The organism is Pseudomonas sp. S3_B11 (assembly GCF_054667715.1).
The window spans coordinates 2,374,117-2,386,195 of sequence record NZ_CP162749.1 but is presented as its reverse complement, the minus strand read 5'-3'; the positions used below and the strand labels follow the sequence as shown (position 1 = coordinate 2,386,195).

10 protein-coding genes and 1 pseudogene are annotated in these 12,079 nt (G+C 57.1%); 4 read left to right on the top strand and 7 right to left on the bottom strand.

Going from position 1 to position 12,079, the window contains the following annotated elements; all coding sequences use genetic code 11:
- Positions 1-238 precede the first annotated feature (238 nt).
- The 3 genes and pseudogenes from AB4O22_RS10965 to AB4O22_RS10955 form a co-directional block, all read right to left on the bottom strand.
- Positions 239-538 (bottom strand): annotated as a pseudogene (locus tag AB4O22_RS10965) (carbohydrate porin); the annotation flags it as partial.
- 60 nt (positions 539-598) lie between these two features.
- Positions 599-1,852 carry a hypothetical protein gene (locus AB4O22_RS10960; RefSeq protein ID WP_460158249.1) on the bottom strand — a complete coding sequence of 418 codons (1,254 nt, stop codon included), beginning with the start codon at positions 1,850-1,852 and terminating at the stop codon, positions 599-601.
- 7 nt (positions 1,853-1,859) lie between these two features.
- Positions 1,860-2,246 carry a hypothetical protein gene (locus tag AB4O22_RS10955; RefSeq protein ID WP_460158248.1) on the bottom strand — a complete coding sequence of 129 codons (387 nt, stop codon included), beginning with the start codon at positions 2,244-2,246 and terminating at the stop codon, positions 1,860-1,862.
- A gap of 711 nt (positions 2,247-2,957) precedes the next feature.
- Here AB4O22_RS10955 and AB4O22_RS10950 point away from each other — a divergent pair.
- The gene (locus AB4O22_RS10950; RefSeq protein WP_460096303.1) at positions 2,958-4,523 is read left to right on the top strand and encodes a delta-60 repeat domain-containing protein; all 1,566 of its coding nucleotides are present in this window, start codon (positions 2,958-2,960) and stop codon (positions 4,521-4,523) included.
- A gap of 48 nt (positions 4,524-4,571) precedes the next feature.
- On the opposite strand, the gene AB4O22_RS10945 is transcribed toward AB4O22_RS10950, so the two are convergent.
- The gene (locus AB4O22_RS10945; RefSeq protein ID WP_013693395.1) at positions 4,572-5,954 is read right to left on the bottom strand and encodes an XAC2610-related protein; all 1,383 of its coding nucleotides are present in this window, start codon (positions 5,952-5,954) and stop codon (positions 4,572-4,574) included.
- A 155-nt stretch (positions 5,955-6,109) separates the two neighbouring features.
- On the opposite strand from AB4O22_RS10945, the gene AB4O22_RS10940 reads away from it, so the two are divergent.
- Positions 6,110-6,739: a LysE family translocator gene (locus AB4O22_RS10940; RefSeq protein WP_027913091.1), complete on the top strand. Its 630-nt coding sequence runs from the start codon at positions 6,110-6,112 to the stop codon at positions 6,737-6,739.
- Positions 6,740-6,802: 63 nt separating this feature from the next.
- A complete protein-coding gene (locus tag AB4O22_RS10935; RefSeq protein ID WP_003201980.1) occupies positions 6,803-7,483 on the top strand; it encodes a class I SAM-dependent methyltransferase in 681 nt (226 codons plus the stop codon).
- Here AB4O22_RS10935 and AB4O22_RS10930 read toward each other — a convergent pair.
- From AB4O22_RS10930 to AB4O22_RS10920, 3 genes are all read right to left on the bottom strand, one after another.
- The gene (locus AB4O22_RS10930) at positions 7,472-8,143 is read right to left on the bottom strand and encodes a histidine phosphatase family protein (RefSeq protein WP_177327720.1); all 672 of its coding nucleotides are present in this window, start codon (positions 8,141-8,143) and stop codon (positions 7,472-7,474) included. The genes AB4O22_RS10935 and AB4O22_RS10930 overlap by 12 nt on opposite strands.
- Before the next feature lie 67 nt (positions 8,144-8,210).
- Positions 8,211-9,449: an OprD family porin gene (locus AB4O22_RS10925; protein ID WP_258687976.1), complete on the bottom strand. Its 1,239-nt coding sequence runs from the start codon at positions 9,447-9,449 to the stop codon at positions 8,211-8,213.
- Between the two features lie 119 nt (positions 9,450-9,568).
- Positions 9,569-10,852, bottom strand: a complete 1,284-nt coding sequence (locus AB4O22_RS10920; RefSeq protein WP_027913093.1) for an MFS transporter — start codon at positions 10,850-10,852, stop codon at positions 9,569-9,571.
- Between the two features lie 262 nt (positions 10,853-11,114).
- Between AB4O22_RS10920 and AB4O22_RS10915 the strand changes: the two genes are divergently transcribed.
- Positions 11,115-12,062 (top strand): LysR family transcriptional regulator, encoded by a 948-nt coding sequence (locus AB4O22_RS10915; RefSeq protein ID WP_003201988.1) that lies wholly within the window; start codon positions 11,115-11,117, stop codon positions 12,060-12,062.
- Positions 12,063-12,079: the final 17 nt, after the last annotated feature.

Here is a 12,079-nt window from a genome sequence, read left to right as displayed (position 1 = left end):
AGATTGTTGTATTGGGTGGCTACCAGAGACTGGAAGACGAAGTCAGTTGACTTGGGAATAATTTCGGACTTTTTTGCTACACAACCAGCTCGATGGCCGACTAGCCGGAGTTCTGAGTGAGGGCCTCCATAGCAGATGGAACTCCTCGACACATGGTTGATTTCTGACACTTATGCGAGCGCAGCCGAAGGATTGTGCCAGACACATCCTTCAGCGCAGAGAGGATGTTAGCTTTGGTTCAGAATTTGGCTTGAATCTTCAAGCCCGCCACTACCGCGTTATCAACTTCAGATACGTCTCCAGGATGGCGAACATATTGAATGTTCGGACGAACCGTCATCCAGTCAGTTAGATGAACGCCGTAATACAGCTCCATATCGTACTCGGCACGCTGTATGGGCATGAATCGTGGGTCATCATAATTGCTGACGCCGTTTGCATCGTTCACGTGGCCTTGCCGTGTGGAGACGTCGTCGTTGACGTGAATTCTTGCTAAGGCCAGGCCGATGTCATCCTTTGGTCTGGAGGCGAAGGGGCCGTCACGAAGAACTTCGCAGCAGCATTCGCACAGCGGCATCTGGCCGTGCCCATTGGCTTTTTAGTTAATATATTTATTTAAACGCTGAAATGGGTTTGAGCGCAAAATACCAGCCTGCACTAGGTGGATGTAGCAAGCATTGCACCAGTTCACGATCATACCGGCGCGAGGAACATTGTTTTCTTTGCCCGGCCGAAGCTTAAGAAATGGCCGCCATAAAATACTCGATCTAGGATAGATCCGCGCGCCGCCCCACTGCGCTGGAGGATTCAAGCAGAATAGGTAAAACGATTTGGCATCTGACGCATCAAGATCTGCCGGACTCTTACCAGCTACAAGGGTCGACCAAAGGGTAAGCTTTTCAAACGCGCGAAGATTCAGATAGTTCGGCTCCCTCTGAACAAATAAACAAAACAGTGACGCTCCAGCCGAGCAAATCTCCTTACGGCCAGCTGGATTAAACGAGGTCAAAAAGTAAGTTATTACTTTTTCAGGCAATTGCGCTGTGACTCCTTCTTTTACGAGATACAAAGGGACTGGCGTAGCAGCGGTGTCATGGTTAACGTTATTAGACTCTTGGTAGAGCCGTTCAATAGTAGAAAAAGCCTCCTGCTTATTAACGACTTTATTTCTGTATTTTTTGCTTCTATCAAAGCTGCTCAGGAGTTGACCTTCCGGCTTACGACACCGTGCGCAACCCTCATTAAAAGCTCTTAACATTGTTGTGGGAAGCACACCATTTACGTCAAATTTTGGAAGATAAGCTGTCGGGTAATTTTTTGCTCGCCGATGAAACAATGGTTGCATTTCATCAGGTGTGGGGTAGGGCAGCAGTTGAGAAATCTGTGTCCAGCGAAAAAAATATTCCATATAATGTTCAGGGATTCTTCCGGAAATCGATCCTTTACCTGTGTTGACTTTGAATCTTCCATTGGTTCTGTCCGAAAAATCAAAGCAATCGAAAGTTAGATATTCAAGGCAATCCCTCAAGGGTATTTTGAGATAAAACGAGGTGGCGAACATAAACAAGCCAAGCTCTAACCCCTTCTTTCCTTTCGTGATTTCTTTTAACGCACCGAGGTATTCGCAGCACAGCGACTCTGCATCGGTGCAACTGCATGTATTCACATGAGGAGTTTGGGTTGGACTAGGAGGACAAAGGACAAGGCCGATGACTTCAGAGTTAAAACCAAAAAAACGATTAATAACGCACCTGACTCCATGCGAGCGTAAGGGAGAGTGAAATGGACGCCATTCTGGGTTGGCTTTTAGAAGGCCAAATTCTTTTACAAATCTATCGTTGCTCTTTGACATCCATGATTCAGGAGGGGCATTGCAGAAGCTCAAAAAAATCTTGCACATCGCTATTATTTAGTTCCGCCAGGGGCTTCGTTTTAACAATGAAGCTCCAAAGCAAAAACTTTTCTAAAACCGATTGATTCCACCGCGCCTGAGCGGGCGCAGCCTTGGTAGCCAGCGCATAATCAGTCATCAACGCATAGCTTTCTTGAGCACGCAAAGCCGACGGAAGACTTTGGAGGTAAACACGCACCAACTCCTTTTCTGCACAAGACCGTTCGCTGGCGCCCTCGGCAGGCGAGTCAGGGTGCGTCAGCAGTCCATGAAACCTCAGAACCATAATATGCATCCCAAATGCGGGCCGGCAATTGCGAAGGCTAACAGCCTTGAGCCTTAGAGATTTCAGCATCTGAATCTATACAGTAGGTGCTATGAACGCAAACATCTGGGCGCATCAGCCATGCAGGCGAATTTTGTCCGATTAACTCTCGTCAATCGCCCAGAGTACGGGAGCAGCTTAGGATATTGACGCGGAAATAAGTTTATTGAAAACAGGGGTATGCGCCGAGGCCGGTATGGCTGAGTTCTATTTTCTAATTTACTTTCGCCACGCGGTACGCCAGGGAGAGATTTGGTCGCAGGCGGCGGACACCAGAAATCAGGGGGCTACAGAGCGGTTTTTCCAATTTAGTACTGACAGAAAAGGCGTAGCCGGGTTGAGATAGTACGTCAGTTGTGCAATCTAACTGCTTGGCGTGGAAAGCTTTCCGGTTAAGTCGTCCACGCTTCCAATTAATCAGTGGGGGTCACACACAAATCCAGTGCATAGGTTAGTGGAAACAGACAAGCAGGTATGTCGAATCTCACATAACATCAGATTTAACATAATATACATTACACGTAACAGTATATTCAGATTCTGCCTGGTTACCCCATGCAGCCATTCTCAAACGGCTGCCACTCGACTTGGCTGGACGCCGCTGCATTGGGCAAGTCGATGTTCAATTTCAAGCGCGCGCCGATAAGCTGGAGAAAATATGAGGCCATTATCCATTGGTCTGGCGCACCAGTGGTTCCGGGCTAGAGTGATTCCTTCAGGATATTTTTGAAGGATGCAGACATGGCCAGCACTTACAGCGCCCCGGGGATCATGATCGTCGATATCGCCGGGCACACCGATAATGTCCAGGACATGATCTTACAGCCCGACGGTTCAGTACTGATCGCCGGCTTCAGTTACCACAGCGATGACCTGGATGACGGCAAGGATTTTTCCCTGACCCACCTCTACGCCGATGGTAGTTTGGATACGACCTACGGCAACGCTGGTCGGCTGGTGATTCACAAGCAAATCCCCCTCGACAAGGCGTACAGCCTTCAAGTCCAGGCCGATGGCGCCGTGGTGACGGCTCACGAAGGCCACGATGACACCCCTATCGTCCAGCGATGGGGGCCAGACGGTAAAGCCGATACCGCGTTCAACAGCAATGCCCAAGCCAGCCTGTCCAGCGGGTTCGGCGCCGCGCCGCTAGTGGACGTCAACGCCGACGGCAGCTTGCTGGTCGGTGCAATCGAGGGCAATACGTTGAAAGTGGCGCAGCTGCTTGCCGACGGCACGCGGGACCTGTCCTTCGGCACGGATGGTGTATTGACCTTGCAGGCCCAGGGAACGTTTGCATTCATGCAGGGCATCACCGTCCTGAAGGATGGCGGCGTGTTGGTCCAAGGCGCGCCAGGTTTTGACAACAGCCTGCTCAAATACACTGCCAGCGGGGAGCTGGACAGCCACTTTGGCGATAATGGCGTCGTCGCGCTAACCCACTTTGCCAGCTACAACGGCAACGTGGCTGTACAAGACGATGGCAAAATATTAGTCGCCAGCACTGTAGCTTACGATGATTTTTCCGTACTGCGGCTCAATGCCGATGGCAGCCCCGACACCAGTTTCGGTAATCAAGGGCTGGTCAGCATCGACTTGCCCGGGGTTTCGGCGGCAGCCAACGAAATCACCCTGCAGAACGATGGAAAATTTTTGCTCAGTGGAAGCGCTTTTGCCAACGGCGGCAGCGACTATGCGGCCGTTCGGCTCAATGCCGATGGCAGCCTGGACACCACGTTTGGCAGCGCGGATGGCAACACAAGACTTACCGGCTCCTCTGGCCATGATGAATTGCAAGGCTTGGGTACTGACGAAATCCTGCGCGGTCTTTCAGGGGACGACGTGCTACAGGGCAATCTCGGCCGTGACCTGCTATCCGGCGGCTCGGGAAGCGATGTATTCAACTACGCCAATGTGGCCGACAGTTTTCGCACCGCTGACAGCAGCGGCAGTGACCGCATACTCGACTTCAACCCCACTGAGGATCACATCGACCTCAGTGCCCTGGGCTTTACGGGTATCGGGAACGGATACGACGGCACCCTGGCGATCGGAACTAACGCAGACGATACCCGCACGTACCTGAAAAATTTCGAGGCCAATGCCGACGGCCAACGCTTCGAGCTGGTGCTCGACGGCAACCTTGCCGCACAGCTCAACGACAGCAACCTGATATTCAGCACGGCGAGCGACGCCGCCCGCTCCGGCTTCGATGCTGCCAAGGGCCAAGTCGAGCTTTACGCGCCTGAACACGTGGAGCTGACGCTGATAGGCAGCGTGAATTCACCCAGCCATGACCTGACCTGATCGGCCACGCAGTGGCTGAGCCAGCCTTCATCCCCATTAATGTCCTGCTCAACGCTGCTTCAAATAAACCCCCGTCAACATATCCGGGGAATCTGGCGCAGCGTTGTAATTGATGACCGCAAAATTCTTCACAAGCTGTATGTGATATGGGCCATTTTTCTCGGAAGCTTGCGGCTCGCGCACGATGATCAGGTTGTCGCTTTCCATCGGTACGATGTGATGCTCGGTCACGCCGCCCTTCAAGGTCACGGTGAATTCGGTGACTTCTTTCCCGTTGGCGTCGCGGTCCGGCAGGATCTTCAAGTCCAGGTCCGCGTCGCGCCCCAGGGTGTCCTGGCGCATCTGGTAATGGCCGCTGCGCAGGTCACGGTCGACGTCGTCGATTTTGTCGCCATCCAATTCGCGCTCTTCATCGTGCAGCAGGATCGCCAACTTGCGGTCGTCGCCCTGAGTGCCGCTGACCCAGGTGCCGGTGTGATTGTAGGGTTCGACGTTTTCCCGGGAGATCCTCCAGGTACCCGTTTGACGACCGTCATCGGCATATTCGTGGAGGCTGATGAGGTCGTCGTCGGCGTCTTCCCGGGTTCCCAGCAGCTTGATCGGTTCGCCACTGCCCGCCTGGGTATAGCGCACCTCGCCAATGATCACGACACCTTGCGCCTGGTACCAGAGTTCTACCGGGGTCTTGGCATCGAGGGTTCCGGCAAGAATCACCGGATCCTCCTTTTCCGGGCCTTCCAGGCTCGATTGTTCGCGCCACTGGCCATCTTTCAATTCGCCGGTGGTGCGTAGCGTGTAGCCGCTGGGCATGCTGGTATTTTCGCCTGGCTCGGTCGGCTGGATCTGCTCCTCGGTGTCTGAGTGAAGCAGGACCAATTCGTCGCCGCGCATTTTCCAGTGGGTGGCGCGAGTCCAGCAGCAGTCACGGTCGGTTTGCGAAAGCAGGACGCCGTCCAGCGGGCTGACGGCGAACATGCCTTTGCTGTCCTCCTTTGCCAGGCCCGTCAGCGCAGGGTTGAGGACCCACTGGGTTTTCTGCGGGTCTTGCAGGTAGACGTCGAACGCCGGTTTGTAGCTCGCGTCGGGATCGTTGCCGTTACGAATCGCCAAGTCCAGGCGGCCATCGAAGTTGAAGTCGTCGAAGTACAACAGGCTCTGGGGGCCGAGTAGCCAGTTGTCGACTTTGCCGTTGCGGTCCACGGGCACATTGCCGGCGGGCGTCTGCAACTGCTGCAAGGCTTCGTGGGTGGCGTTGTCGCGAATGGTGATAAACGCGTGCGCCAGTTGATGCGGGTCTTCCGGCGGTTCCGGGAACAACACTTCGACCAGGTATTGGCCGCTGCGATCATTCACCGAAAACGCCCTTGGCTCGGCCATGACCGGGGCTACCAGCGTCATGGAAAGAAGCACACTGCTGACAAGCGAACGCATCCACCCACTTCCTTGCTGAAATTCGGGCCAGTAGTTTAGCGATTACCGTGATGCATCGCGAGAAACGACTGTTGCTATCAGATTGGCCCGGACTGTAACTGACGCCCTCCTCGTCATTCGCTTACTGTCGTGGCTCATCCCACGGAGTGATCCCCATGCCGGATACCGCCAATCTCTACCTGTTCGTGGTTGCTGTCGTGCTTCTGCTGATCGTCCCAGGGCCCAACATGGCCTTCGTCACCAGCCATGCGCTGGCCCACGGCTGGCGTGCCGGCGTTGCCGCCGCCCTTGGCATTTCCTTCTCGGACGTGCTCATGACGATGATGGTCAGCGCGGGCATTGGTGCGCTGGTGATGAGCTGGGCACCGGCGTTCGACATCCTGCGCCTGGCCGGGGCTGGTTATCTGCTGTGGCTTGCCTGGCAAGCACTGAGAACGCCAGCAGCGACTCAGGATAGCCAGCTCCAGTCGGCTTCGCTGTGGAAAATCTTCTGCCGCGGCGCCCTCAACAGCCTGTTGAATCCCAAGGCGCTGCTGTTCTTCATGGTGTTCCTGCCCCAGTTCGTCAACGTCAAGGTCGGCGGCGTGAGCCTGCAGTTGATCTTCCTGGGCGCGCTGCTGGCGCTGATTGCACTCATCTTCCATACGCTGCTGGGTGTTTGCGCCGCACAGCTCAGGGCGAAACTGGCAAGCGGCGGGATTTCAAGGCGCTTGGGCACGTATGGTTTTGCCGGGGTCATGGCAGCGCTGGCGGCACGCCTGTTGTTTCTTGACCGCCCGCTTTGAGCACTGGCTTCCCTGCGCCAGCGATTGGCCTATGCTTAGCCAATCCATTGCGGAGCTGGATCAATGTCATCCTCGGAAACCACCCTCCTTCAAAGCTGGCACCACAATGCCCAATCCTGGATCGAAGCCATCCGTACAGGTGCCATCGAAAGCCGGCTGACGGTCACGGACCAGGCCATGCTACTGGCGGTACAGAGCCGCCAGCCCGAGCGCGTGCTCGATCTGGGTTGCGGCGAAGGTTGGCTGTTGCGGGCGCTGGCTGAACGGGGCATCGAAGCGGTCGGTGTGGATGGCGACGCGACGCTGGTCGATGCGGCGCGGGCGGCGGGTTCCTCGCCAGTGCATCTGGCAAGCTATGACGCGCTGGTGGAGGCGAAGGTGGACGTCGGCAGCGGCTACGACCTGATCTGCGCCAATTTCGCCCTGTTGCACCAGGACATCATCCCATTGCTCGCCGCGATGAATGCTCTGCTCAGCCCAGGCGGCGCGCTGGTGGTTCAGACGCTGCATCCATGGACCGTGGCGGCGGGCGATTATCAGGACGGCTGGCGAGAAGAAACCTTCGATGGGTTCAAAGGCCAATGGCAACGTATGCCGTGGTACTTCCGCACCTTGTCCAGTTGGCTCAACGCCCTGGACATGGCCGGTTTCCGATTGGTGGTCCTGCAGGAACCGCAGCATCCACAAAGCCCGATGCCGCAGTCGTTACTGCTGGTGGCCGAGCAATCCCCGTCATGGCGTTAGCGACTCGACGGTAAAACACCCCGAGCGATACACCCTGCGCGCCTGCAGTCCGCGCTTTTGCAGGGTTTTCCTGACAGTTCTGAGAAACATGCCGTGGGAGATAACGATCGTGGTCTTTCCCGGTTCGCCGCAGCTGCTGTAAAGCTCATCGGCGACACCGAGCGCCCGCTGGTGTTCGGCTTTCCGGCTGGCGGCTCCCAGTGAAATCCCCAGCAACCACAGGATCCTGTGCAAGGCGAACCAATGCCTCACGCCCATTTTCAAGACGGGAATGCTGCTCAGCCGCAGGTCGTATTCACGTAGTCGAGCATCCTGTTGGATACGTGTGGCTTCGAATAGCCGGCATGCCGTCGCGTAGGCTCTGTTGACGGGCGAGGAAATGATGTTGGCTTCGGTCGCCAAAAGCACTTGGGACAAGTCCGGTTGGCTCAGGAATGCGGCAATTTCACCCTCATCGATGGACGAGGTCTGATTGTATTCATCCAGCAGCAGCTTGGCCGAATGCGCATTGCAGGGTTTGTAATCGATCAGCGGCGTGGCATGGCGTATCAGGTAAATCACAGCGACAGCTCCCTTGTGTTGTCTTGAAAATCCCTTTCGAAGCGCACCTGTATACAGGCAACGACGCCATTGATCGAGTGCAATGCTATTTTTATTCAAGGAGTGATGACCCTGTGGCGAGGGAGCCAGCTCTCTTGCCACAGGATCGGTTTTACCGGCGATCTCTTTACCAAAGCGCCATCGTGTAGCTGACAATCAACCGGTTCTCATCCAGGTCATTGCCAAAATTCGAGCGCACCGTCGCGTTGCGCCATTTCAAGCCCAGGCCCTTCAACGTTCCGTCCTGTACCACATAGGCGATATCCGTGTTGCGCTCCCATTCCTTGCCTTCGCCCGGTGCGCTGCGCTGGACGTTGTCGCCGGTGATGTAGCGGGTCATGAAGGTCAACCCGGGTACGCCAATGGCCGCAAAATTGTAGTCATAGCGCGCTTGCCAGGAACGCTCGTCGATGTTGGCGAAGTCGCCGATCTGCACGAAGTTGACCAGGTAGGGATCGCTGCGTCCGATGTACGGGAACGGATCGTCGCCGCTCATGCGCTGGTAGCCCAGGCCCAACGCATGGCCCGCCAGGCTGTAGGTGAACATGGCGCCGAAGGCCTGGTTGTCGAGTTCGCGAAAACTGCCGTCTTCGGTGCTGCGCGAATAGCGCACGTCACTCTTGAACGACTGGCCTGCGCCCAGGTCCAGGGTGTGGACGAAGCCGAGGTAGTTCTGCTGGTAGATGTCTTCCAACAGGCTATAGCGGTATTGCGCGGTGAGGTTCGGCAGGAACTGATAGTCCGCTCCGGCGAACTGGAACTTGTCGCTGCTGCCGCCGATGCGGTTGGCGGTCATGTCCTGGTAGTCGGTGGAGTCGACAAAATTGATCTGCGTGAGTTGCCCGGCGGTCAGCTTCAAGCGATCGATTTCCTGCACGCTCAGCAAGCCGCCCTTGAAGGTTCCTGGCAACAGGCGCGTGTCGTTGGAACTCACCGCAGGGTCCTTGATCTGCAACGTTCCCAGTTTCAAGGTGCTGTTGGACACACGGACTTTGGCGGTCAGGCCCAGTTCGCCATAGCGGTCTTGCGAACCGCCAGACAAATCCGCTGGCAGCAGGTTGGTGCCCGCCGTACCGCCCCCGGAGTCCAGTTTGAAACCGGCCATGCCCAAGGCATCGAGGCCGAAACCCACGGTCCCGGCGGTGTATCCCGACTCCATCCGCAGCAGAAAGCCCTGCGCCCATTCTTCGGCCTTGTCCCGTGCCCCTTCCTGGCGAAAGTCACGGTTGAAGTAGAAGTTGCGGGCCTCCAGGCTGCCTTTGCTGTCGGCGATGAAGTCGGCCTGGGCGTTCGGCACGCCGATCAGGCTCAGGCCCAGCAACGTACCGGCGGGGGTATAAAACCAGGTGGATGTGAAATGCCCCATGGCATGCTCCTTTTTTATGGACACGAGCGAACCCTCTCGGGGGCGTTGCAATCGCGTCCGATGGTTGTTGTTTTAAGGGGTGTAGCGGCGTCCGCGCTGTGCACGGACGTCACAGGTAGTCAGGACTCGAGTTGTCTGCCGCGGGTTTCCGGCAGGCTCAACGCCGCCAGGATCACCACGCCATAGGCGCCAGCGGCGAATACGCCGATCCCGGTGCCGATGGGCAAGGTGTTGCTCAACGCGCCGATGAACAAAGGGAACAGCGCCGCGATGGAACGCCCGGCGTTGTAGCAGAATCCCTGCCCCGACCCGCGCATGCGGGTGGGAAACAGCTCGGTCAGGAATGCGCCCATGCCGGCGAAGATGCCCGAGGCGAAGAAGCCCAGTGGAAAGCCCAGCCAGAGCATCCAGGTGTTATCGATGGGCAACTGGGTGTAGGCCAGGACGATTGCCATTGAGCCGACTGCGAACAGGATGAAGTTCTTCTTGCGGCCGATGGCATCGGTCAGCAATGCACTGGTCACGTAGCCGATGTAGGAACCGACGATGACCATCGCCAGGTAGCCGCCAGTACCGAGCACACTAAGGCCGCGTTCGGTTTTCAGGTACGTCGGCAACCAAGTGGTAATGGCGTAGTAGCCACCCAGCGCGCCGGTGGTCAACAGCGAGGCGCGCAACGTGGTGCTGAGCATCCGTGGGGCAAATATCTCGAAGAATGCCCAGCGAGAGCCCAGTTCCGGCTTGGCCTGACGCTCCCGCACCGCATGTTCGAAGGTATCCGACTCCTTGACCAGTCGACGGATCACCAGCACAAACAACGCCGGCACCAGGCCGATCATGAACAACGCCCGCCAGGCGTCTTCCGGCGGCAGGAAACTGAACAGCCCGGCATACAACAGCGCCGTCACTCCCCAGCCCAGCGCCCATCCGGCCTGCACCATGCCCACTGCTTTGCCACGGTCCTTGGAGCGGATCACCTCGCCAATCAATACCGCCCCTGCGGTCCATTCACCGCCGAAGCCAAAGCCCATCAAGGTCCGGGCCACCAGCAATTGCTCGTAGTTCTGCGCCAGCCCACACAGGAAGGTGAAGAATGCGAACCACAGGACCGTCAATTGCAGGGTCCGTACCCGGCCGATGCGGTCGGACAGGATCCCGGCAATCCAACCGCCGGCCGCCGAGGCCAGCAGCGTGCAGGTGCCGATCAAGCCGGCGTCGCCCTTGGAAATCCCCCAAGTCGCGATCAGGGTCGGGATGACGAAACTCAGCATCTGCGTATCCATGCCGTCCAGGGCATAGCCGATCTTGCAGCTCCAGAATGTACGTTTTTCATTTTTCGACAGGGGGCCGTACCAACTGAACGGGCCCGTGCGCCCTGTCCCGGTGGTTACGCAGTCAGTCATGGTCTTTTCCATGGAAGGTTCCTGCGGCAGCAAGCGAAGATGACGGACACGCCTCGTTATTTTTTTGTGAAGGCGTTGTCGTTGGGGATGCGGACGCAGTGGCTGCGTCGTGGAGCGGATTCTTGGTGGCGAATCGGCACAGCGTCAAACGGGAAAAACAACAGATGGGACATAAGAAAATTTGATGCCCCAACGGCCCGATCTGGAGTAACAATTGCAAAACAATTGCAACATAAGAACCACACGCCCCCAGAGAGCCTTCATGAACCTCAAATTCCTCGAAACCTTTGTCTGGGTCGCCCGGCTACAGAGTTTCAGCCTCACCGCCGAGAAGATGTTCAGCACCCAGGCGGCGATCTCCAGCCGGATCGCTTCGCTGGAAGAGGAGTTGGGCCTGCGCCTGTTCGTACGGGATTCACGCGGGGTTTCGCTGACACCCGAAGGCCTCAAGGTGCTCGACTACGCCGAACAGATGCTCGAAGTGCAGCGGGCGTTGAAGCAGTCACTGGACACCAGCAGCCCGCAACAAGGCCTGGTGCGCATCGGCGTGATGGATACGGTGATCCACACCTGGCTCAGCCCGTTGATGTCGATGCTGATGCAAGCCTTCCCCGCCGTGGAAATCGAAATCACCGCCGATGCCGCGCGCAATCTCTGCGAGCAATTGCAGAAAGGCTACCTGGACATCGTGTTCCAGACCGATCTGGTCCGCCACGAAAGCGTGCGCAACCTGGAACTGGGGCACTATCCCATGCACTGGATCGCCGCCAGCCAGTCGATCTATGCCCGCCCCTATGCGTCGCTGGTGGAGATGGCCGGTGAGCGCATCATCACCTTCGTCAAGCATTCGCGACCGCATCAGGATGTGCTCAACCTGTTGTACGCCCATGGCGTGAGTGCGCCGCGGGTCAGTTGCGTCAACTCGGTATCGGCCATGACCCGGCTGATTCGTGACGGATTCGGCATCGGCGCCCTACCCGCCGCGCTGGTGGCCAAGCCCCTGGCCAGCGGCGAATTGATCCAGCTCGAACCCGGCACCGCCCTGCCCCAACTCGACGTCGTCGCCTCGTGGCGCGCTGGTGTCGGCCTGGAACTGATCGAGAACATCGTCCAGATGAGTCGCCAGGTGGTCAGCCAATACGCCGTTGATGTCGGGCCGCTACGCATGGTGGCGGCCCCCGGCCTGAACAGCCAACCTCCTCTTGAATAACTTTTAGTTGTCACGGG